This window comes from Polyangiaceae bacterium, assembly GCA_020633205.1.
Classification (GTDB): domain Bacteria; phylum Myxococcota_A; class Polyangia; order Polyangiales; family Polyangiaceae; genus JAHBVY01.
Genome location: JACKEB010000012.1, coordinates 82,714 through 104,803, shown reverse-complemented (window position 1 = coordinate 104,803; position 22,090 = coordinate 82,714). Strand labels below are relative to the sequence as shown.

Annotated in this window: 22 protein-coding genes; 6 read left to right on the top strand and 16 right to left on the bottom strand. The window is 64.2% G+C overall.

All coding sequences use genetic code 11. The features are described 5' to 3' along the window. Positions 1-26: 26 nt before the first annotated feature. Positions 27-1,115, top strand: a complete 1,089-nt coding sequence (locus H6718_12475) for a glycoside hydrolase family protein (protein ID MCB9586209.1) — start codon at positions 27-29, stop codon at positions 1,113-1,115. Positions 1,116-1,150: 35 nt separating this feature from the next. Here H6718_12475 and H6718_12470 read toward each other — a convergent pair whose 3' ends face one another. From H6718_12470 to H6718_12455, 4 genes are all read right to left on the bottom strand, one after another. Beyond that, positions 1,151-1,840, bottom strand: coding sequence for a TVP38/TMEM64 family protein (locus H6718_12470; protein MCB9586208.1), 690 nt, complete (start codon positions 1,838-1,840; stop codon positions 1,151-1,153). Positions 1,841-1,916: 76 nt separating this feature from the next. Then, the gene (locus H6718_12465) at positions 1,917-2,513 is read right to left on the bottom strand and encodes a class I SAM-dependent methyltransferase (protein MCB9586207.1); all 597 of its coding nucleotides are present in this window, start codon (positions 2,511-2,513) and stop codon (positions 1,917-1,919) included. A gap of 63 nt (positions 2,514-2,576) precedes the next feature. Continuing rightward, positions 2,577-3,164 carry a GNAT family N-acetyltransferase gene (locus H6718_12460; GenBank protein MCB9586206.1) on the bottom strand — a complete coding sequence of 196 codons (588 nt, stop codon included), beginning with the start codon at positions 3,162-3,164 and terminating at the stop codon, positions 2,577-2,579. Beyond that, a complete protein-coding gene (locus H6718_12455; protein ID MCB9586205.1) occupies positions 3,161-4,054 on the bottom strand; it encodes a LysR family transcriptional regulator in 894 nt (297 codons plus the stop codon). The genes H6718_12460 and H6718_12455 overlap by 4 nt, the downstream gene beginning before the upstream one ends. Before the next feature lie 99 nt (positions 4,055-4,153). On the opposite strand from H6718_12455, the gene H6718_12450 reads away from it, so the two are divergent. Further along, on the top strand, positions 4,154-4,921 hold the full coding sequence (locus H6718_12450) for an SDR family oxidoreductase (GenBank protein ID MCB9586204.1): 768 nt from the start codon (positions 4,154-4,156) through the stop codon (positions 4,919-4,921). A 62-nt stretch (positions 4,922-4,983) separates the two neighbouring features. Here H6718_12450 and H6718_12445 read toward each other — a convergent pair whose 3' ends face one another. From H6718_12445 to H6718_12430, 4 genes are all read right to left on the bottom strand, one after another. Then, a complete protein-coding gene (locus H6718_12445; protein MCB9586203.1) occupies positions 4,984-5,343 on the bottom strand; it encodes a type II toxin-antitoxin system PemK/MazF family toxin in 360 nt (119 codons plus the stop codon). 35 nt (positions 5,344-5,378) lie between these two features. Beyond that, the gene (locus H6718_12440) at positions 5,379-5,831 is read right to left on the bottom strand and encodes a PadR family transcriptional regulator (GenBank protein ID MCB9586202.1); all 453 of its coding nucleotides are present in this window, start codon (positions 5,829-5,831) and stop codon (positions 5,379-5,381) included. A 214-nt stretch (positions 5,832-6,045) separates the two neighbouring features. Further along, a complete protein-coding gene (locus H6718_12435) occupies positions 6,046-6,438 on the bottom strand; it encodes a DUF962 domain-containing protein (GenBank protein ID MCB9586201.1) in 393 nt (130 codons plus the stop codon). A 38-nt stretch (positions 6,439-6,476) separates the two neighbouring features. Next, positions 6,477-7,238, bottom strand: a complete 762-nt coding sequence (locus H6718_12430; GenBank protein ID MCB9586200.1) for a helix-turn-helix domain-containing protein — start codon at positions 7,236-7,238, stop codon at positions 6,477-6,479. Between H6718_12430 and H6718_12425 the strand changes: the two genes are divergently transcribed. Then, complete coding sequence (locus tag H6718_12425) at positions 7,186-8,268, top strand: SMI1/KNR4 family protein (GenBank protein MCB9586199.1); 1,083 nt, start codon at positions 7,186-7,188, stop codon at positions 8,266-8,268. The two genes, H6718_12430 and H6718_12425, sit on opposite strands and share 53 nt — an antisense overlap. Positions 8,269-8,286: 18 nt before the next feature. Here the strand turns inward: H6718_12425 and H6718_12420 are convergent, their stop codons facing one another. Continuing rightward, positions 8,287-8,766, bottom strand: a complete 480-nt coding sequence (locus H6718_12420) for a cupin domain-containing protein (protein ID MCB9586198.1) — start codon at positions 8,764-8,766, stop codon at positions 8,287-8,289. A 295-nt stretch (positions 8,767-9,061) separates the two neighbouring features. Between H6718_12420 and H6718_12415 the strand changes: the two genes are divergently transcribed. Beyond that, positions 9,062-9,337 carry a hypothetical protein gene (locus H6718_12415; GenBank protein MCB9586197.1) on the top strand — a complete coding sequence of 92 codons (276 nt, stop codon included), beginning with the start codon at positions 9,062-9,064 and terminating at the stop codon, positions 9,335-9,337. Here the strand turns inward: H6718_12415 and H6718_12410 are convergent. The 4 genes from H6718_12410 to H6718_12395 all read right to left on the bottom strand — a co-directional run bounded on the left by H6718_12410 (position 9,325) and on the right by H6718_12395 (position 15,430). Continuing rightward, positions 9,325-9,972 carry a hypothetical protein gene (locus H6718_12410; protein ID MCB9586196.1) on the bottom strand — a complete coding sequence of 216 codons (648 nt, stop codon included), beginning with the start codon at positions 9,970-9,972 and terminating at the stop codon, positions 9,325-9,327. The two genes, H6718_12415 and H6718_12410, sit on opposite strands and share 13 nt — an antisense overlap. A 214-nt stretch (positions 9,973-10,186) precedes the next feature. Beyond that, complete coding sequence (locus tag H6718_12405) at positions 10,187-11,986, bottom strand: feruloyl-CoA synthase (protein MCB9586195.1); 1,800 nt, start codon at positions 11,984-11,986, stop codon at positions 10,187-10,189. A gap of 10 nt (positions 11,987-11,996) precedes the next feature. Further along, positions 11,997-14,519, bottom strand: coding sequence for a phosphatidylserine/phosphatidylglycerophosphate/cardiolipin synthase family protein (locus H6718_12400; GenBank protein ID MCB9586194.1), 2,523 nt, complete (start codon positions 14,517-14,519; stop codon positions 11,997-11,999). Further along, positions 14,516-15,430: a metallophosphoesterase gene (locus tag H6718_12395; protein MCB9586193.1), complete on the bottom strand. Its 915-nt coding sequence runs from the start codon at positions 15,428-15,430 to the stop codon at positions 14,516-14,518. The genes H6718_12400 and H6718_12395 overlap by 4 nt, the downstream gene beginning before the upstream one ends. Positions 15,431-15,514: 84 nt before the next feature. Between H6718_12395 and H6718_12390 the strand changes: the two genes are divergently transcribed. Together H6718_12390 and H6718_12385 are read left to right on the top strand one after the other, a co-directional pair. Then, complete coding sequence (locus tag H6718_12390) at positions 15,515-17,122, top strand: benzoate-CoA ligase family protein (protein MCB9586192.1); 1,608 nt, start codon at positions 15,515-15,517, stop codon at positions 17,120-17,122. Positions 17,123-17,232: 110 nt separating this feature from the next. Then, positions 17,233-17,952 carry a hypothetical protein gene (locus tag H6718_12385; protein MCB9586191.1) on the top strand — a complete coding sequence of 240 codons (720 nt, stop codon included), beginning with the start codon at positions 17,233-17,235 and terminating at the stop codon, positions 17,950-17,952. Positions 17,953-17,956: 4 nt separating this feature from the next. On the opposite strand, the gene H6718_12380 is transcribed toward H6718_12385, so the two are convergent. The 3 genes from H6718_12380 to H6718_12370 are packed head-to-tail and all read right to left on the bottom strand — an operon-like array spanning position 17,957 to position 21,942. Then, complete coding sequence (locus H6718_12380) at positions 17,957-21,052, bottom strand: DUF3427 domain-containing protein (GenBank protein MCB9586190.1); 3,096 nt, start codon at positions 21,050-21,052, stop codon at positions 17,957-17,959. A 45-nt stretch (positions 21,053-21,097) separates the two neighbouring features. Next, positions 21,098-21,436, bottom strand: coding sequence for a hypothetical protein (locus H6718_12375; protein ID MCB9586189.1), 339 nt, complete (start codon positions 21,434-21,436; stop codon positions 21,098-21,100). Between the two features lie 2 nt (positions 21,437-21,438). Then, complete coding sequence (locus H6718_12370) at positions 21,439-21,942, bottom strand: ATP-binding protein (GenBank protein MCB9586188.1); 504 nt, start codon at positions 21,940-21,942, stop codon at positions 21,439-21,441. Positions 21,943-22,090 lie beyond the last annotated feature (148 nt).

Sequence of the window (22,090 nt, the reverse complement as noted above, 5' to 3'; positions counted from 1 at the left end):
AGCCCCCTCGAACTGCAGGAGTATTCGTGCGCCAACTCATCGCCTTATGTGCCGTCTCAGGTCTGATCGCTTGCTCCGGTTCCGATGATGGGTCTTCCGGAAACGGCGGGAGCGCGGGCACCGCCGCGAGTGGTGGCGCTCAGAGCGGCGGCTCGAAAAATGGTGGGGCCGCGGGCATGACCAACGGCGGCTCAGGGATCTCCGGTGGTAGCAGCGCAGGCTCAGGGAACGGCGGCGCCGGTGCCACAGCCAACGGGGGTTCCGAGAGCGGCGGCACTCAAAACGGAGGCGCTCAAAACGGAGGCGCTCAGAACGGAGGCTCGGGTGGTTCCGCGGGGAATTCCAACACTTGCAAACGTGGCGTCGCCTACGGCTACCACTCAGAGGCGGACATGCGCGCGCTCTCGAGCGGCGTGACCTGGTGGTACAACTGGGCTTTCGAGCCCGACCAAGGCGTACGGAGCAGCTACGCGTCGATTGGCCTCGAGTATGTGCCCATGGTGTGGGGGGCGGGGGTGAGCACCAGCGAAGTGCAATCCAAGGCTCCAAGCGACAGCCACGCGCTGCTCGGCTTCAACGAGCCCAATTTCGGCGAACAAGCGAACCTCTCTGCGGCTCAGGCGGCGGCCCTGTGGCCAGACGTCCAAGCCGTAGCCGACGCGCGAGGCTTCAAGCTCTTGAGTCCCGCGGTGAACTTCTGTGGCGGGAACTGCCAGGAGACCGATCCGTTCAAGTACCTGGACGACTTCTTCAGCGCCTGCACCAATTGCCGCGTGGACGCGATCGCGGTGCACATCTACGTGGGCTGCGCGGGTGAAAACGGCAACCACGCGCAGTGGATGATCAACCACTTGAAGACCTACGAGAGCCGCTTCAGCCAGCCCATCTGGCTCACGGAGTTCGCCTGCAGCGACGCTCAAAACGCCGAAGAGCAGCGTGCGTTCTTGGTCGATGCGGTTACCTACCTCGAGAGCGATCCACGCATTGAGCGTTACGCCTGGTTCGCAGGGCGCGCCAACAACGTTCCTCACGTCGATCTCCTCGGTGCTGACGGCCAGCTGACAGCCCTCGGGCAAGCGTACGTCGACGCCCCGCGCGCTTGCGACAGCCAGTAGTCAGTCGCCTTGATCGCGTGGCGCCGCCCTAGCGCTCAAACGGCGTTTGGCCGCACGGCGCGGCGGTCGAACCAACGCATCAAGATCAGGAGCGCGATCGACGCGAGCCCGAGGCCACCCATGTACTTCCAAGCGCCAGGCTGCAGGCTACCTGAGGCATCGAACACCTCCGACGCGAAGTAGCTCACAACCAAGAGCGGCGGGATATAGCCCACCAGCGAACCCCAAAAATGCGTCCAGAACGGCACCCGGCTGACGCCGAGGAAGCCGTGCAGCACCTGAGGCATCCAGAACACCATACGCAGCATGGCTACCGTACGGAAACCGTTTGTCTCCAGCGCCTGGTTGTACTTCTTGAAGCGCTCCGGGACGCGCGCCGAGACCCAGTCCCGAGCGATGAAGCGGGAGAAGCTGAAGCCGACGACGCTGGCGCTCATGGTGCCGATCATGGACAGCGCGAACGCGATAGGCCAAGGCCAGATCAGCGGAGCTGCCACGACGAACACGGTGCCGGGTACACCGAACGGTTGAAGCAGCGTGTAGGCGACGATGAAGCCAACGTAGCCCCAAGCGCCCATCGCCACGACGGCTTCGGCGAATTGCTTCGGATCCCCGAACTGCTCGAACACGCCCTGGCGATACGCGAGACCGAGCCCGCTCAGCACGAGCAACACCAAGCCCAGCTTGGCGAAACGCAGCGTATTGAACGGTCGCTCGGCAGCCATACCCTCGACGCATATAGCGCCCCGTCGCGGGATCGCCACCCGGGGGCAGACACCGCCGTCATGGGCAGCGAGCAGGTCAGCTCGGCTTCTTGGCCACCACCTGCACGACGGCGCTGGTCCCACCGTGGAACTTGCCTTCGTTCACCTCGCGAATTTTCTCCTCACCCACTACGAACTCGAGCCCAGCAAGCTCCTGCTTCAGGCCTTCGAGCGTCATCATCCACTCCGCGTTGGGCGGGCCACCGGTCTTGTATTCGAGCTGCTGCGGGGTGTAGCTCTCGAGGATGAGCGCGCCGCCAGGCTTCAGTGCCCTCACGACCGCGGCGTGGAGCTGCTTTCGAAGCTCCGGCGGGGTGTGACACCAGGAAGAGACGACGCCGTCCCAGCGCTGCTCGCCCAAGTCATAGTCGGCCAAGTCCGAGACGATGGTCGCGATTTCCACGCCGCGCTGCTGAGCAAGGCGTTGGGCTTTCTGCAAACCGACGGATGAGCCATCGACTCCCGTCACCTTGAAGCCCAGCCCCGCGAGGTAGACGCCGTTGCGCCCTTCTCCTTCCGCGAGGCAAAGCACGGCGCCCCCTCTTGGGAGATGGACCTCGGCCGTCTCCTTCAGGAAGTCGTTGGGCTCCGTGCCGTAAACGTACTCAGCATCGGCGTAACGTTGGTCCCACATAGCTCTACGTTCCTAGGGCAGCTGCCACTGTCCGACAACCTCGGAACAACATACCAGGTTTGTTCAGGGTGTGACTGCAGCCGCTCGAACTGCCTCCCACTCGGCCGCGGAAATGCGATAGACGATGTGGCGACTCAGCGGATGATCCGCGGGGAGGTTCGGGTGAGCGAAGTCGGACGCTTCATCGCGGCGCATGCCGATCCGCTGCATCACCCGGGCTGAGCGGTGGTTCGGCAGGGAGGTGAACGACAACACTTCGCTCAGCCCGAGATCCGTGAACGCCACTTCCAGCGCCGCACGCGCGGCTTCGCTCGCGTAGCCGTTACCCCAGTGCTCGCGGCCCAGGCGCCACCCAACTTCCACGCAAGGGGTCAGATGATTTTCCCACGTGGGAATTGCAAGGCCCGTGTAACCCAGGAGCGCGCTCGAGCTACCGAGTTCGAGCGCCCAAACGCCAAAGCCGTTTTCGCGAAAGCTCGTGTTGATGCGATCGAGCAGGGCGTCGCTCTCACCGCGACTGAGGGGTGCGGGATAGTGCTCCATCACCTGGGGGTCAGCGTTGATTTTGGCAAACGCCTCCGCGTCCGCTTCGACGAACGGTCGCATCACGAGCCGCTCTGTACGCAGAATCATGCCCTCACTCAGCCTCATTCCAACTGCCCCCTTAGCGCCTCCATAATCCAATCCATCACGGCGCGCACGCGCTGGGGCGGACGCCTGCCATGGGTTTGCAGGATCACGACTGGCATGGGCGCACAGCGAAAATCGGGCAGAACATCGACCACCTCGCCGCTCGCCAGGCGCGCAGTCATCCCGATGCGCGGAACCTGAACCATGCCGAGGCCCGCAACGCAGGCGGCAGAATAGGCATCCGACGTATTCACCGTCACCGAGGAAGCCATCGCTCGGAAGTGCGTCTTACCGTCGCGAACGTACTCGAACATCGGCGCGTCGGTGCCCAGACGCGACGCGTAGTGCACCAGCTGGTGCTGATCGAGATCCTCCAAGCTCTTCGGGATCCCTCGCCGCTCAACGTAGCCTCGGGAGACACAGTTCAGGACCGACAGCTCGCCGAGCTTTTTCTGTGTGACGTCCAGATCGGATGAAGCGCCAACCCGCAGCACGCAATCGAATCCCTCCCCCACGACATCCACGATGCGATCCGTCGTGCTGATGAACAGCTCGAGCTCCGGGTGGCGCTCCAGCAGCTGAGGCAACGCTGGCAACACCCGATTGCGCGCGAGCGCGACGGGCATGTCGACGCGCACCCGCCCACGCAAGCGCCTTCCCGTGCGGAACATCCCGCTCACCTCGTCGGCTTCGCGCACGATGCTTCGAGCGCGCGGGATTAGCGTTTCCCCATCCGGGGTGAGGCGCACCACTCGAGTCGATCGATGAAACAATCGGGTGTCGAGATCACTCTCGAGCGCCGCTAGCTTGCGAGACACATGGGCCTTTGGCAGGCCCAAATGTTCGCCTGCACGGGTCAAACTCTGTACTTCCGCGACCTTGAGGAAGATGCGTAGCGCTTCCAAGTCCATGCCGGATTGTCTCATAATTCGAGACAATGCGTGTGGGAGAACGCGGCTTCTGCTGAGGCACGCGAAGGCCCAAGCTGAGTGTCGAAAGGAAACACTCACATGACACAAGGCAACTCCCCCATCGCACTCATCACTGGCGGCAGCCGTGGCCTCGGACGCAGCATGGCGCTGCACCTCGCGGATCGCGGAGTCGACCTCGTGATCACCTACAACCAGAACAGCGCAGCTGCGGATGACGTCGTCCAGCAGATTCAAGCCAAGGGCCGCCAGGCCGTCGCGCTTCAATTGAACGCCGCAGACTCGTCGTCGTTTGGTGCCTTTGCGGAGCGCTTGCAGGGCGAACTCACCAAGACCTTTGGGCGTGAGCGCTTCGACTACCTCGTGAACAACGCCGGCACGGGGCTCCACAAGCCGCTGGCTGAAACGACGGAAGAGGAGTTCGACTCCTTGATGAAGCTCCACGTGAAGGGGCCGTTCTTCTTCACGCAGAAGCTTCTGCCCCTGCTCAACGACGGCGGGCGGGTCTTGAACATCTCGAGCGGCCTCGCCCGCTTCACGCTGCCCGGCTACGGCGCCTACGCGATGATGAAGGGCGCCATCGAAGTGCTCACTCGCTACCAAGCGAAGGAACTCGGCGCGCGCAAGATCACCGTGAACACGCTAGCACCTGGCGCCATCGAGACCGACTTCGGCGGCGGCACGGTGCGCGACAACAAGCAAGTCAACGCCATGGTCGCCTCGATGACGACGCTTGGCCGCGTCGGTTTGCCCGACGACATTGGCGCCGCCGTGGCGATGCTGCTCTCACCTGATTCCGCATGGATCACAGCACAGCGCATCGAGGTCTCCGGCGGCCAGAGTATCTGAGCCTGCGGGAGTCTTTAGCCTGGTTGGGGGTGAGGAACACTGGACCTCACCCCCAAACCCATTTAATCCTCACGGAAGTAGGCACGCTGCTGAAAGCGCAGCCCCGCCAAGACTTGCTCGATGCGTGCTTCAGAGAGGGCTCCGATACGCGCTCCGAGCTCCGACTTCTTGACGCTGTCGATTTGAGAGACGACGACGACGCTCTGCTTCAGTAAGCCACCTTCACCTGGGTCGAGCAACAGGTTTCCGGGCTCCGTGGCGCGCTTGAGATTCGACGTCAGGGCGCACACCACCACGGTCTCGATGCGGCTGCGATTGAACACGTCGTCTTGCACGACGACATGGGGGTGAGCGACATCGGCTTCCCCGCGAGCGCCGGCTGACTTCAGCCAATACAGTTCGCCTCTGAGGATCTGGGACATCGCCGTCCTTTACGCGCGCAAGAAACGGGGGGTAGTCAGAGCCGCTCGATCTTCTGCGCTGCTTCGTCGATCAGCGCCGCGATATCCAGCACGGTCTCGCGCTTGGCGCCGCGGGTGAGCTTGTCGATCAGCGCAGTGCGGAGGTTGTTCATCGCCCTTCGGACCGGAAGCGCGTCGGTGCGCCCGCGTGCCTCTGCCACAGACTCCAAGCGCTTGATCAGCTCGCCTACGAGCTCTTGCTGTTGCTCGAGGTGAGCAATGCCCTCCTCGGTCACTTGATACAGCTTGCGGGAGCTCGAGGGGTTGTCGATCTCTTCGACGAAGCCCATGTCCTTGAGCAGCGTCAGCGTGGGGTACACCACACCGGGACTCGGCGCGTAGGCGCCGCCGGTGAGCGTCTCCACGGCCTTGATCAGATCGTAGCCGTGGCGAGCTTCCTCGCGGATCAGGCGCAAGAGCACGAGCTTGAGCTCACCGCCGTCGAACATGCGGTGTCGCCCGCGGCCGCGACCGTGTCGGCCCGGCCAGTCTTCGCCTTCGCTCCAGTGACCCCTGCGTCGCATGTGTCCGTGATGATGAGAGTGTTGATGAGGGCCGCAGCCCCGTTGGTGCATGAATAGCATGTGATGTTCCTTCTTTATATCTAGAGGTGTCTTAGATATATCTTAGAAGCATCACGCTGCAAGGGTCCGCCAAGGCGATTCACAGTTCTTCACAATGCGGGCTCGGGGGTGAGGAATGCGCCGAAACACGCCAAGCGCGCCCAAAACCACCGCTCAGCACGAACCGCGGGAAGGTCACCCACTGCTCGACGAAGAGCCGCGCGAGCACGTCGAAGGGACCGCGGAAGGGAGCCGGCGGCGCCTCCTCCAGGCGATGGCCGCGCCCCTGGAGCGCGACGCAGCCGACCATCGTTGCGAACCCAACAGCTCCGAGCCACCAAGCGAGCGGCGAGCTCAAGACTGCCAGGGTGCCCAGCTGAAACAGCGGGACGGTGAAGACGTGCAGCAGCAGGTTCTGCCGAGCGACGTGGTTCTGGGAGTAGCCGTGGAACTGCCAGGCCAACAGGCCTCCCGTTCGTGCATCGTTGTTCATGCACCGAGCATGTGGGGGCGGCGCCGCTTGGTCTTGGATCAACTGGCTGCGTTGAACTGCACGCTCCGGAGCAACTCCCGTGGGCGGATCCCAAGCATGCGGGAGAAGGCACGGCTCATGTGTGCGCTATCGGAGAAGCCCGCCGCGAGCGCCGCCTGGGACAGCGTGCGGCCACCCACGATTGCAGAAACGGCGCGCTGTAGCTTGAGCCAGGCCAAATAGGGACGCAGAGGGATCCCCACGGATTCAGTGAAGACATGCATGAAGCGGCCGGACGAGATCCCGGCGACGGCGGCGAGGGACTCGAGGGACGTGTCCGCGGCGGTGCCCTGATCCTTCAAGTGCTTGAGCACCTTCCTCACCCCGCGATGCAGCTTGAGTGGGGACGCTGGCGCCGCGCCCAGGATCTCGGCGGCTCGTGCCGCCCAGGCGACACCACCGCCGCTCATCAAGGCCACGGGGTCGACCCCCCGGATCAGCGCGTCGCGCTGCCTGGGCGAGATCATGCGGTGGCTACCCTCCACGGTCGCGAGCAGCTCGCGCCCCGCATCGCTCTCGGGATCCAGGAAGACCAGCAAGCGCTGCACCCCGCCGGCGTCGATCTCGTGCTCGACGTTGGGCGCCGTGAGCACCCCAGCGCCCCGATGGCGCTGCACCCCCACACCAAGGCTCAGCTCGCCTTCAAGGGCCAACACCAGATGCAACGCATGATGGGCGTGACGCCGCGTCGACGCGCCACCTCCGACGATGGCGAGCAGCGGAGGCCACAACGGTGGATCGCCAAAAGCAAAGCGACTCATGGCCACGGATGCTCGCTCGGCCGCGCGCGCTAGGCCAGGTGTTTCAGCCTTTCGCCGCCGCGCTCCACGACACTACCCTCGGCCCATGTTCGAAGACTTCGACCTCAGAGGCTTTTGGGAAGACTCCGACTACGCCCGCAAGAACTACGTCGGCAAAGCGGTAACCCCGGAGTTGGTCGTCGAAGTCGAAGCCGAGCTCGGCTTCAAGCTCCCGGCAGCTTACGTCGAGCTGATGCGGTCCCAGAACGGCGGTGTGCCGGTCAACACCTGCTTCCCCACGGATGACGAGACCAGCTGGGCCGAGGATCACGTCGCGATCACCGGCTTCTACAGTATCGGCAGCGAACAGACGTACTCGCTGCTCGGGGACTTGGGCAGCCGCTTCATGCAGGAGGAGTGGGGTTACCCGACGTTTGGGATTTGCATCTGCGACTGCCCTTCCGCTGGACACGACCTGATCATGCTCGACTATCGCAAGTGCGGACCCCAGGGTGAACCGAGCGTGATCCACGTGGATCAAGAGCTCGACTACGAAGTCACCGAGCTCGCACCGAACTTCGAGAGCTTCATACGTGGTCTGGTGCACAGCGACACCTTCGACAACGCCGAGGCAGAGCTGGCGGATACGCTCGAGCTGATCAGAGCAGGCAGCTTCTCCTCGGAGCTCCGGGCGCTCCTCACCCCGAAAATTGAAGCGGGCTTGAGGGCGTTGCTCGTCAGCCTCGCCGAAGAGAAGGGCTACTTCGCGCTCCACGGCGACCCGAAGTCGGTGCTGGTCTACGATCTATTGTTCGACCTCTACACCCGCGCGCATGCCGTGGGCTCCGTCGAGGCGTACCTCGCAGCCTATCCGGCTCTCATCGCGTTCGGCGATGGGGACATCAGCACCAACGGCTATGCCCCCGGCTTCGTCGAAGACTGGCTGGGGCAGCGCATCGCCGAGGGTCTATTCCGCACAGAAAACGGCAAGCTCGTGATGGCGGACGCCCAGCGTTCGACGGTCATGCAGGCGCTGGGTGAGTTTGGCTGAAGCGCTTCAGGACGCCGGTCACACCTCGCCGTCGTTGTAGTCGACGTCTTGGCTCGCCTTGAACAGCTTGCGCAGGGCCATGTTGCCCCACTCACCCACGAAGACTCCGACCTTGTCCGAGTCGGGATACTCGCAGACTTCCGTGCGGTCCATCGTGCTCAGCGAGAGGTAGCGCAAGGGCGCGCTCCCGCTGTTGATGATCTGGTGAGCCACGTCGCGCTTTCCGGGAGGACACGCAATGATGTCGTGGGCCTTGAGGGGGTACTCCTGGTCGCCGAAACGCAGCGTCCCCTCGCCTTCGAGGATCAGAAACATCTCCTCGTTGACGTGGTGATTGTGAAAGGGGCAGGCGCGCTTGCCCGGCGGCACCACGGTCAAGTTGTAGCCGAGCTTCTTTGCGCCGATGCGCTCGCTCACTAGGCCGTAAGACTGCGCAAAGTCCCCCGTGGGCTCCACGGCTTCGAGCTCCACTTCATCGAGATTGATCACCGGCTTCATAACAGTTGCCCCCTTTCTTGGTTGGGGGAGAGGGACACGACCGAGCAGCGACGGCAACCGGCGGAACGCGCCGCAAGCGTGCATGCGCCAATAACCGCACAAGTTGAGTCAACACACCGCACCCTGAGCGATTGCGTCGGCTGCCACTTGGCGGCAGAAGCAAACCATGGGGCGGCGGGCAAGACGGTTACTGTGGTTCGACTCCGGGGCGGGCGCGACAGCGGGCGTCCTGATGTTGTTGCTACATGGGTGGCTGGTAGAACTTCACCAACTCCCCTCGGCAACACTGTGGCTGATGGCGGCCGCCAATCTCGGCTACGCCAGCTACTCGGGGAGCCTCGCCCTGCGTGTATCTCGGGTCAGTCAACTACCCCGCCTGGCGGTTGATCTGCTCGTCTTTGCGAACGTGGCCTGGGGTTTTGTGTGTGTCGGTTTGCTCCTCGGCAACTGGGCGACGGTGACCGTGTGGGGCATCGCACACTTGATCTTCGAAGGCGCCTTCGTCGCAGGGCTGGGCCTGGTCGAGTTTCGCGTGGTGCGCCCGGAAGCGACATCCTCTCAACGTGGCTGAGAGAAGTGCGTGTGCCGCACGTGGTGGCGGATCTTCCTGCGATTCTCGGTGAACCACGCTTCAACGTAGGGACACTCTTGCGCGACGTAGCTCGCGCCCGCTCGTTCTGCGCCGCTTAGCAGACTCAGCCCGTAGATGTTGAGCGCCTGAGCGGCATCACAGTCAGTCGACCTGGACACGGCAAGCTTCCACTCAGCAATTGCCTCACGGAACCGCTCCGGATACTGAGACGTCACGTCCCGCCAGCGCTTGCCCTGGAGCGCGAGCACCAGCGGGCGCTCGAAATCCCAGGCGAGCGCATCAAAGTACTCGCTGACGAAGCCGCTGATTTCTGGGCGGCCGTCACCGTCGAGGTCTTTCACCTCGAGGTTGCCCTCATCGGTAGAGACCTCCAGGACCTGCCGAGGCTTGCCTTCGGCGAGAGTGTAGAAGAGGTCCTGGCGGTTACCGTGAGCACCGGCGGACGTCGCCAGCCAGAGCTCGCGAGGCGCCTGGCCGTCGAGCTCGACTGGCTGCAAGCGAACCACGTGCTCTGCGTCGACCTCCAGCAAGCGCTTCCCGCGGCGCGTGAAGCGCACCACCGGCGCGCCCTTGGCGTCGCACACATGCTCCAGCTCAAGCCCCTCCCAGCTCATTTGTTTCCTGACGGATATGCAATCATATCCGGTTTCGGCCGGCGCGAGGCCAGTCAGTCGCGGGGCGCTAGGAACCGGCGCTGCGGACGGGCTCGTTTGGGCTGACGGAGTCTGACAGCCTGCCAGGAGCCAAAAGCAACCGAACAACCCCAAGCGCACTCGCCCTCGAACCATCACCCCTCGCAAACGCCGATGCGCCAACTTGCGTTCCCGATCAGCCAAACGAAAGGACTTCCGGCGGAGGCTCCGGACTCAGCAACTGGGCCACCGCTTCTCTGCGAGCATCCAGAGTCGCGCGCTGGTTGATGTAGCCCTTGTCGGTGATCTCTCCGGCGTCGATGTTCGGCGGGTCCGCGAGTAGCAGCACCCGCGCGATCCGCATGGAGTTCGCGGGGTGCTCCGCGTTCCAACGTTCGACGCTGCGCTGGAGGTGTTCCTGTACTGCGGGATGCGTCGCCAGCTCCGCCATCGGCAGCTCCTGCTCGGTGAGCGCCACGCAGCCACCCGGGTTCAGCCACGCCAGCACGCCGATGAACTCGCCATCATGTCCGGCGACCACGACGTCTTGAAGCACCGGGGAGGTTGCGGCGAGCAAGCCAGTTCGCAACGCGCCGACGCTCACCCAAGTCCCGGTCCCAAGCTTGAAGTCTTCAGCGACTCGACCATCGAACAACAAGCCACGCTCCGGGTGCTCCGGGTCCACCAAGCGCACCGCGTCGCCGATGCGGTAGAAGCCTTCTTCATCGAAGGCAGCCCGGGTGAGCTCCGGCTCCTCCAGGTACCCGCTCATCACGCTCGGCCCCTTGACTCGAACCTCGAGCTTGTCTCCTTGTGGAACCAATTTGAGCTCCACCCCGGGGGCTGGTACGCCGATATTTCCAGCCCGCTCGAGGGAGAAGTGCGCCGACGTGGCGAGGGGTGACGTCTCAGTCGAGCCCCACGCCGTGGTCATGAACAGCTCAGCGTTGCCAGCCTGCTTCGCCAAGGTGGACAGACGCCGCCATAGATCTTCAGGTAGAGCCGCAGCAGCGTAGAACAGCACACGGAGCTTGGAGAAGAAGGCGTTGCTGAGCGCTTCGTCCCGTTCGAGTTGAGGAACCAGAGCCGCATATCCGGCGGGGACATTGAAGTAGAGCGACGGCGCCACGGCTTTCAGGTTGCGCAACGTGGCGGCGAGCAAATCCGGGCGTGGCTTGCCTTCGTCGATCAACAACGTACCGGCGTGCCGGAGCACCAGATTGAAGTTGTGGTTGCCACCGAAGGTATGGCTCCAGGGTAACCAATCCACCAACACCGGCGGCTCATCCGCCAAGAACGGCCACAGCTGTGCGATCATTTGTTGGTTTGCGCTCAGCATTCCATGGGTGTTGGGCACACCCTTCGGTATCCCCGTGGAACCCGAAGTGAAGAGCACCTTGGCCACGCTGGAGGCGCCGACGTGGGCCTCACGTGCGGCGAGTGCAGGGCTCGCTTCACGGGCCATAGCGCCCCGAAGCTCGTCACTCGTGAGCACCTCCAACCCGCTCAAGATCTCGCTGGACAGCGCGCGCTCGTACGGTCCTCTACGGTCCACGAAGACGCGCGTTGGCCTGAGCTTTTGCACGATGTGGCGCAGCTTGCCGAAGTCTTGGCTCAGCGTGGAGTAAGCCACCGACACCGGCGCGATGGGAGTCCCGGAGAGAAAGCCCCCCAGCATCAAGAGCGCGTGGTCCACGCTGTTTCCGCTGAGCACCAAGACCGGCGCGGCGTCGCCTTCAGCCAACATCGAGCCAATGCCCTCGGCCGCGCGCAACGCTTCGGCGTAGCTCACTTCCCGGAGCCCGTCCCCTGCACGCTCCGCCAGAAACACGCGCGACGGAGCGCGTTCCGTCGCGCTCCGCAGCAGCGAGCCAAGTGTCTCTGGAGGCGCCTCGAGCGCATGCCCCGAGCGCAAGTAGGTTGCGCCATCGCGCCGTTCCCAGTTCACCGCCACCTGCGCGAGTTCCAGCCCCATGCAGCCGTTAGAACTGCTCACTCCCGGCGCGTCAAGGCAGCAGCATCGCCGGCCAGCGGCGCATCCAGCGGCGACGCTCAGCGCGCCCGGACCAACTCAAGTCCCGCGCGTTGACCCGCACGCCCTCATCACATAGCGCCTGGATAGCGCCCTCGTAGTCGCTAGCGAGCGCTTGGTCTTCGACGATCACCATCAGCTCGCTCTCCCAGTACGACGCCGTGACGTCGAAGTTCGCGCTACCGACCACGCAGCGCGCTCCATCGACGCTCAGCACCTTTGCGTGGACGTGCGGCAACACGACACCGAGCGTTGCGTCCCACCCCGGCACGCCCCGCTTGGCGCAGTAGTGCACCTCCCCCCCTGCCCGAACCAATGGGTCGAGGCGGGAATGGGCGACTTCCGTGGCCGTGTTGCGAGCCGCCTCCCACGGCCCCGGGAACGGCTTGCCGTCATACATCGGCTTTGGGTGACCGCTCAACACGCAGACCCGCACGCCGCGCTGTAGAGCCCTCAACAGCACGTGCTGCAACTCGAGCAGCAACGGGAAGCCATTGACCAGATAGATGTGGGAGCGCGCCGAGCGGATCAGCTCGATGTAAGCGTCCAGCGTGTGCGCGTCTTCCAAGCCGCGATGCACCACGACACGCAGCGCTGTGTCACCTACGGGGTCTGGCGGCTGCGTGACAAAGCCGCTTCCACCGGCGCGGACCCACGCGGAAACGAAGGAGTCCTCAATGGCCTGGACTGCAGGCCCTTGAACCCGCGCGCCAGCGTCCAGCCAGGGCAATAGCCGCCATGAGGTACTCGGACCAATCTCGATTTCGTCGAACCCGGTGTAGTACTCATGGGCGAGATTCCGCCCTCCAATCAGCGCGACGCGTCCGTCGAGGATCACGAGCTTACGGTGGTCCCGACATTTCAAGTCGGCCATGGACGGCATGCTGGGCACCGGCCGCGACACACGGAGCGAAATGCCTTGATGGTTTGCGAGCCGCGTCAGCAGCGTGTTCTCCACCCCAAACGAGCCGTGCAGCCCATGCAGTGAGTCGACGAGCACCCGCACACGCACACCGCGCTCACCAGCTGCCACGAGTGCCTGCTCTACCGCTTGCCCCACGTAGTCGTCGGCCACGATGTACGTCTGCAAGTTCACGGAGCGTTCCGCTCGCTCAATGCCCTCCACCAGCCAGCGCCGGGCCATAGCATTGTCGAATTCCAGCTCGACTCGGTTTCCCTGTATCAACTCGGCATGCAGGGCGTGCCCAGGCGGAGCACCTTTTGCTCCGAACAGCGCGACTCGATAGCCCGCAGACTTCATCCGCGCGGCAACGCGCTGGAGGCGCACCGGGTCGTTCGCCTCGCCGACGTCATAAGCCGGGCCTTCGTCGAGCACCGCCCGGGCATCGACCACCGGCGCGTCGATACCCGCTGCCCTCAAGCGCTCACGGATGTGGCTAGCCCGGCGCGTCGGTCGGAGCCGCACCGCGAGCGGTGAAGTGCCTGGGGTCGGCACCTCCGCGAGGCGCTCGCTCGGGAGTTCAGCGTCAAATAGCGTCCAGCGCGTGGCATCGGGTCGGATCACGCGGAAACGCTGATCCGCCGCAGCGAGCACGTCTGGCGGCCCTTGATCATCGACCCAGGCGGTCACCTGGGTGGCGTGTTCGAACGCCGCAGGCAGGCGGACCTCGCCGTCGGCGCTGGTACTGCGCACCACCTTCGCTTCGCCCCGGGCGGCGAACGCCACCTGGCGCTCTACCAACGTGCTCAGCACATCGCCGACGAGCACTTCTTCGATGCGTGCGTCCAAGACGCCGTCCATCTCCACCACGTCGGTGACGTCGAGCAAGCGATGTCCCGGCGGATCGACACTGGCTGCGGGCACGAGCAGTACGGGTGCTGGCCACGAATAGCTGACGAGCATCAACGCCGGCAGCCGAGCGAGGACGATCAAGTCGACGGATTCCCCGCCCCGCGCTGCCTCGAGGGCTGCGCTCACCGACTTTCTGCGCGGGATGAGCTCCACGTGCGCCTCCACACCGCTCGCCCGAAGCACGTCGGTCAGGTCGGCCGACGTGCTTGCCGGGGGACCAGCGACGGACACCTGGAGCGACGCGTCCGCATGTTCCCTAAGGAAACGCATCAGCGCGAAACGCGTTCGCTCACCGATCGCGATGCAGAAGGCGTGACGCACGCAGTCTCGTGCTCCCGCTTCACTCGGCCAAAGCACCGCCACATCGAGCTGCTTGCCCGTCTCCGAAAGCAAGCGCGCGCTCTCGAAGGAGAGCGCGCCCGCGACCAGCAAATCGACGCGGCTAGCTTGTGCGAGCTCGAAGAGTGAAGCGCCTTCGAGCTCTCGCGTGCGGTGCAGGGTGACCTCAGCCGCCAGCTTCGCTGCGCGGTCGTGCCACTCTCCAACGGCTTCGAGACTCTCCAGCTCACCCTTGAAGACCAGGAGCAGGCTCTCGATGTCGCTCCCCAGGCTAGCGAGCGCGTCGAACGTCGGCGCAGGGTGCGCGGTGAGGTCGACCAACACCAACACCCGGCGATAGTTCATGGCGCGCCGCCTAGCGCTTTCTGTTCGAGCTCCAGCGTTTCCGCATGGATCACCCAGGCCTCGGCGCGCTCCAGAGATCCGTCCTCAGCGAGGTGATACAGATTGACCCCGGCACGAATGCGATCGTCTGCATGGTCGAGGCTGCCACCGCTCGCTCCGAGCACTTCGATGGCGCCCGCTGGCGTATGGAAGCGGCGCTGGGAGCGTATGTGCAGGTGGCCAAACAGCACTGCGCCTCGTTCGAGCTCAGCCAGCTCCGAGCGCAGCGCCTGCGCGTCAACGAAGCCGCTCATCAGCTGGTCGAGGCTCATGGGCCCATCCAGCGGATCGTGATGCACCAAGATCCAAGGGGTACGGCGCTTCACTTCGGGGTGCTCCAGGGTGCGCCTGAGCGCCTCCCGCTGACTACGGCCGACGATGCCGCTCGCGACGAACGGCGGTCGCGGCACCGCACTCGAGAGCGCGATCAGCGCGACCGGGCCACGCAGCTTGACGCACGGGAAGTGCCCCGCCGGGACCCGCACCGCAAGCTCCGGCAAGTCGCTCTGCAGGAAGCCGCCAAAGTGCTCCTCGAAGTGGCGCTCGCGCCCGACCTCGGGCAGGTAGATGTCATGGTTCCCCGGGGCAACAGTCACCTCGGTGGTCTCGGCAACTCGCTCGAGTAGCCGGCGCGCTTCGGCGTACTCGCTCTCGAGAGCCAGGTTCGTGATGTCACCGGTCACCACGACGTGGTCCGCGACCTTCGCGGCGTGAGTCAGCACCTTCTCCAGGTAGTGAGGCCGGAACACGCGACCACGGCGCATCAAGACGTTCGCGTAGCCGGTGATGCGCTTGTTGAACACGGCTCGCCGCCATTCCGCGCCAAACGGCGAGAGCACGTGGAGATCTGAGACGTGAGCGACGCGACGCATCAAGCCTGACTTAGCACGCGCGACAGCTTTTTTGGGGGTGAGGAACGCTGCCAAGGGCCGCAACCCAGCGGGTACACTCCGTCCATGCCCGACCACCGCTCGGAAACGCACGCTGGTAGCCCGCCGCGAGTCAGCTTCCCCCGCTGTTACAACGCCGCCGCTGACCTGGTGGACCGCCACCTCGAGGCCGGCCAAGGCGACCGCGTGGCATATTACGACGCCAGCGGTCGCCACACCTACGCCGACCTCGCGGAGCGCGCGGCGCGCATGGGCAACGCGTTGAGCTCCCTCGGCGTAGAGCGTGAGCAGCGCATCGCGCTGCTGTTGCTCGATACGGTTGATTTCCCCGCGGCATTCCTCGGTTCGCTCAGAGCAGGTGTGGTCCCCGTCCTGCTGAATACGCTGCTGACCCCCAAGGACTACGCCTACATGCTGAGCGATAGCCGCGCCGCGCTGGTCATCGTCAGCGATGCACTGCTGCCAAAGCTCGAGGCCGCTCTTGCTGAACTCCCAGAGAAGCCGCGGGTGTTGGTCGCTGACTCACCTCTCGGCGAGAGCGACGACTGGAAAGCACGCGCGGAATATGTTTCCTTGGCGGAGGTGCTCGCCGCGGCATCACCGCACCTCTCCCCCACGAGCACCACACCGGACGACGTCGCGTTCTGGCTCTATTCATCCGGTTCTACCGGCGCCCCCAAGGGCACCGTGCACTTGCACTCACACTTGATGCAGACCGCGGTGCTCTACGCCCAAGGCGTGCTGCAGATCCGCGCGGATGATGTGGTCTACTCCGCGGCAAAGCTCTTCTTTGCCTACGGTCTCGGCAACTCCCTCACCTTCCCGCTGAGTGTGGGCGCGAGCGCCGTGCTATCCGCGGGGCGGCCGACGCCCGCTGAGGTGGCGCGAGTGATGCGAGAGTACCAGCCCAGCATCTTCTGCGGTGTGCCCACGCTGTTTGCCTCCCTGCTCGCGAGCCCGGAGCTCGAGACCGGCGTTTCACCCAAGCTGCGCATCAGCACCTCCGCCGGAGAAGCGTTGCCCCGACACGTGGGCGAGGCGTGGAGCACACGCTTTGGAAGTCACATCCTGGACGGCATCGGTTCGACCGAGATGCTGCACATCTTCATCTCGAACCGCCACGATGACATTCGTTACGGCAGCTCCGGCCACCCAGTACCGGGCTATCAGCTGAAGCTGGTCGGTGACGATGGCGAGCCGGTTCCTCGCGGAGAAGAAGGCTCGCTCTGGGTCAGCGGACCGAGCGCAGCTGCCTTCTACTGGAACAACCGGGAGAAGTCCCTCGCGACCTTTCACGGCCCCTGGACGCGCACCGGAGATCGCTACGTGTGCGACGAGGACGGCTACTACGTTTACTCTGGTCGCGCCGACGACATGCTGAAGGTCGGCGGGATCTGGGTCTCGCCGTTCGAGGTGGAGTCCGCGCTCGGCGAGCATTCGTCGGTGCTCGAGGCAGCCGTGGTAGGCCACGAGGACGCTGCAGGCCTGACCAAGCCGAAAGCCTTCGTGGTGCTCAAGCCCGGACAGACCCCAACAGAAGCGCTCGAGGCGGAGCTCAAGGCGTTCGTCAAACAGAAGCTCGCGCCCTACAAGTACCCCCGCTGGATCGAGTTCCTCGAGGAGCTACCGAAGACGGCGACGGGTAAGATCCAGCGCTATCGCCTGCGCGCGTGATCCCGCTGGCGGGGCGGAGCGCCTCATTTGAAGAAAAGTTCGAACCGCTGTCGATCGGACGTGGCGTGGTTCGTTGCCGTGTCAGAACCCGCACCTGTTAGGAGACGTTCATGCGATTCATGGTGATGCACAAGCAGACGGCAGAGATGGAAAGCGGCGAGCCGCCGCCCCCCGAGGTGATCGAGGGAGTCGGCAAGCTCCTGGAAGAAGGCGTGAAGAGCGGCGTCTTCGTCTCGGGAGAGGGCCTCAAGCCCACGTCTCAGCGCGTGCACCTCGCGTACAAGGACGGGCAGCGCACCCTCACCCGCGGTCCCTTCAAGGGCAAGCTCGACCTACCGGGAGGCTTCGGCTTGTTCCGAGTGCGCTCGGAGGAAGAGGCGATTGGGTGGTGCGACAAGTTCGCCGCCGTGCTCGGCGACGTGGAGCTCTTCCTCGGCCCCGTGGTGGAGCCTTGGGATCTCGGCATGATGGAGAAGCCCAAGAACGCGCCGCTGCGCTTCCTCTCCACGCACCGCATGGATGAAAGCAGGCCCGCGGCACCTCCAAGCCCGGAGCTGATGGCGAAGATGGGCGCGTTGATCGCGGAAATGACCGACGCCGGAGTGCTCCAGGCGACAGGTGCGCTGGCAGGCACCGCAGAGGGCGCACGCATCCGCTTCGAGGGCAAGCAGCACTCCGTAATCGATGGCCCCTTCGCCGAGTCCAAGGAGCTGATCGCCGGCTACGTCATCCTCGAGCTGCCGTCGAAGCAGGCCGCCATCGACTACGCCGTCGGGTTCGCCGACGTGGTGAAGGTCGAAGAGATCGACATCCGGCTCATGCAGGGGTGAGGGCTCAAGCCACTGCCGCGGCGAAGGACGCAAACAAGTCGCCCGGTAAGGCATGTTTAAGCCGCCAAGTGATGGACATCGGTCGCTCTGACTCGTGGCTCACATACCGTGCAGGCCCAAGAAAGTAGAACGACCGATCGTCCACGCGGTGGCGAGCAAACAACATGACATACGAGCCCTGCTCCGCGTGGCGCTGGTAGCGAAGGCCGGTTTCGCTGTCTGCCCGAGTGACTGACTGACTCTCCCAGTGAATCAGATTAGGGCTGATTGCGTAGTCTCGATAGCGCGTCGTCGGCGAAAACTGCCCTTTCGTCTTGTCGAGCGTGAACGCGAAGAGGTCTGCCGGAACGCTATCCACCCAGAAAACACCGGTCTGCCAAGGAAGGACGCGAGCGCCCTCACCCACCCCGAATGCTGCGAGGATCTCCACCCGCGTGTAGCGGGCATGGAGCTCAAGGGGAACCTCTGGCAGTTCCGGTAGCGGGCGACCAAGATGCCCCATCCGCTCCGCCAACACCGCGAGCAGTTGCTTTATTTCCTCAAGGATTTGCGGGTGAGAAAGCAGCAAGCGGCTGCCATCGTAAAGGCCCGCGTGTTTGTCGACCACGGAGCCAGTGACGCTCGCGACCAACATGCGGAGCAGTCGCTCTTCCCGTGCTTCAAGAATCCCACGCTTGGGCACAGCCGTTACGCTGACGAGACGGCTGAACGCCTCAATCCGAGTCGCGTCGTCGATATGGAGCAGTCGACCGCAGGCGCGGCGCAGAACCCTTTCCTGGGGGCCAGCTTTCAGCGTGGGGAGTTGGGCCGCTTCGATCAAGTCGGACCAACAACGGCCTGCTGTGTAGACGTCTTCCAACTCGAGGCCGCTCTCCCGCAGGAACTCAGCGAGGTTCAGGTCATGCCCCGCGGAGACGAAAGCTCTCAATTCGGCTGCCTTCGCCTCCCACCGTGCAGGCACCGCTTCCCTGATGTTGCGGAGAACGATCTCGCTCGCCACGGGGTCGAGTTCCAGGTGGCAACCAGCAGGCAAAAACGGAAAGCCTTCTTGAAGCTGACGTTCGATGTGCTTTCGTGTTCCGCCAATGAGCGCTCGCAAACGCCGGTCAAAACGGAACTCCCTCCGATGATGCCCCACGAAGTCGAGCACCGTGCAAATGGCCTTGCTCGAGTGACGACGGAGGCCGCGACCGAGTTGCTGGAGGAACAGCGTCGCGCTATCGGTCGGCCGCAGTAGTAGGAGGGTGTCCACTTCTGGAACATCGACACCCTCATTGAACAGATCTACGGAGAAAACCACGTTCAGTTCGCCGCTGGCCAGTTTCCGCAGGGCATCCTTCCGTTCTTCCTCGGGTGTGTCACCTGAAACGGCAACCGCGGCAACTCCCGCGTTCCGGAACACGCGGGCCATGAAGTGCGCATGCTGGACTCCGACGCAGAAGCCGAGGGCACGCATCCGCGAAGGATCGGCGATTTTGTCAATCAGCTGGCTGAGCACCATGCGAGCCCAGGCGTCATCCGCTGTAAGAAGATTCGACAGCCCCTCGACGTCATAGCCGCCGCCCCGCCGCCAGGGAATGCGACGCAGGTCAAGGCCATCGTGAACTCCGTAGTAAGCGAACGGCACCAATCGGTGCTGGTCAATCGCATCCCAAAGCCGCAGCTCAGCCGCGATGCGATTGTCGAACCACTCGAGTACTGGCAACCCATCGGCTCGCTCGGGAGTGGCTGTGAGTCCGAGCAGCTCGCGCGGCTTGAGGTGATGGAGCAACGCCTGGTAGGAGGGCGCTGCGGCGTGATGGAATTCATCGACGATGACGACGTCGAACTGGTCCGCGTCGACAAGCTCCAGCCCAGTTGCGTGTAGGCTCTGGATCGACGCGAAGACGTGCTCGAAGCGCTGAGGACGCTTTCCCCCGACCCAGCGCTCACCGAACGCGGGCTCACGCAAGGCGTGACGAAAGGTCGCCATGCTTTGGGCAAGTATTTCCTCGCGGTGCGCAACGAACAGTAGCCGCGATCGAGGCAGCCGCTGCCGGAGTCGTGAATAGTCGACCGCCGCCATCACCGTCTTCCCGGTGCCCGTCGCGGCGGTTAGCAGGTTTCGATGGTGACCAGCACGCCGCGACATCTCGATCTGCTCGAGGAGTCGCTCCTGAAAGGGCTCAAGGCGGATTTCCACCGGGCTCAGCACGAGCGCTGGAGCGTTGCTGGGATCGACTTCCGTGCGTGCGCGGAACTCGTCGCGATCGTAGGGCGCGAAATCGCCGGAGTTCCAGTACGTCTCGAAGACCGCAGCGATCTTCTCAATCACTGCCGGGTTGCGGGCTCCCGAGACTCGCACGTTCCACTCGAGCCCCGTCACTTGAGCGGAATGGGTCAGGTTTGACGATCCCACATACGCAGTCGAGAAGCCGGACTTGCGCTGAAACAACCAGGCTTTCGCGTGCAAGCGCGTCATGCCTGTGTCGTAGGACACGCGGATCTGCGCTCCGAGTTTGCGGAGCAACTCCAGCGCAAAACCTTCGGTCGAGCCGGTATAAGTGGTGGTGAGAACTCGAAGTACGCGCCCCGATTCGCAGAACGCGCGAAGCGTCTCGCTCAGTGGGCGAATGCCGCTGAGTCTAACGAATGCCATCACGAGATCGATTCGATCGGCCGAAGCTATCTCCGTCCGAAGCTGACGGCCGACGCCTGGTTCTCCGGGCGCGTTCGTCAACAGCGCCGTATCGAGGAGCGGGATCAGAGGCTCTTCGAGCGACTCAACCTTTCCATCTGGTAATTTGTGAGATACAGAGCGCAGCACGCCGGCGGGGGAACGCGGTGCATCGGCGGAGAATTCAGGGCTGTCCAGCGTCGCTGCGAGCTGAGCGATGAGCTCTTGCGCCAGACGTATCCCTTCACTGACTCGTTTCGAGTCGTCGATCGTCTCGACCGCCCGCTGGATCACGCGGCTCAGGTGCAAAGCAATGCGATCGGCAGCCTCGGCAGTTCTTAGCTCGCGTCGCTGCGCGACTAGTCGCTCGCCCAGCTCGTGCAGTCGGGCTTCGAGCTCCTCAGTTAGTAACGCCTCGTAGAGCCCCCGATCGGATCCCGCCACAACAGCAGGCTAGCTCGGATCCGCGAGGTTCGAAACGGCGACGACCTAGCGTTGCTCCACCACGCGCACTTCACTGAAGCGGGGGCGGAGCGGGTCGCCTTGAAGCTCGAGCTTGCCCGCGTCGATCAGTTGAACGAGCCGACGCGTGTGAAGCTCGGCGACTCCGGGCTGCCAAATATCGTAGTTGCCGGTTTCGAGCGCATTCGCAACGATCCGAGCGCACTTGAGCCAACTCTTGCGAGTCTCCGCGAGCAGACGCTGGTCGATGGCGTGCAGCTCTTCTTCATAGAGGGATGAGGACAGGGCTGCCTCCGCAGCGTCCGGGGCGTTCGGCAGCACGGCGTCGTTGTCGAGCAGCAAGTGACTGTCATCGGTCGGTTGCATGGTCAGTCCCCTCGCGAAACCACCACGAAGCCGCGCTCGGCTAGCTCGGCTTCGTCCGGAGGCTCCCACAAATCGCTCGCCAGCTCGAAGAACGCGGGGGGCACCTCCACGTGAAACGTTTCCCCGCGGTCTGCGTTGCGCTGGAGCACGCGCTCGCGGCGTACCGCACGGGGAGCATCGATCAGGTACGGCTTGAGCTCGAGGCCGGCGCTCTCGACACGCTGGTAGTATGCCTCGCGCTCTTGACGGCGCACCAGGCCGAGCTCGAGCACGACGTCGACGCCGAGCAGAGAGAGCTCCTCGGTTTGCTCCCAGATCATGCCGAGGCAACGCTGGGTGCGCTCGACGTACCAGGCGATGCGATCATTCTCGGGCCGTGGGTCATCGCCGAACAGCCGCGCCATCCAGTCGTCGAGGGTCAAGCGCATCGCGCGTTGCTCGTTGGCCAGCTTCCGGCCGTAGGTTGACTTGCCCGCTCCGACGGGGCCAAGCAGCAGGTGCAGCATCGAGGGAAGTGTACCTCTCCCCCAACCCAGCACGCGACGGTCTTCGGCTAACCGACGAAACGGGCGCTTCGAGAGCACCCGGCGGAGACCGTGAGGAAGCAGCCCCCGAGCATCTGACCGTGGGACCAGACTCATTCCAGTGTCGACA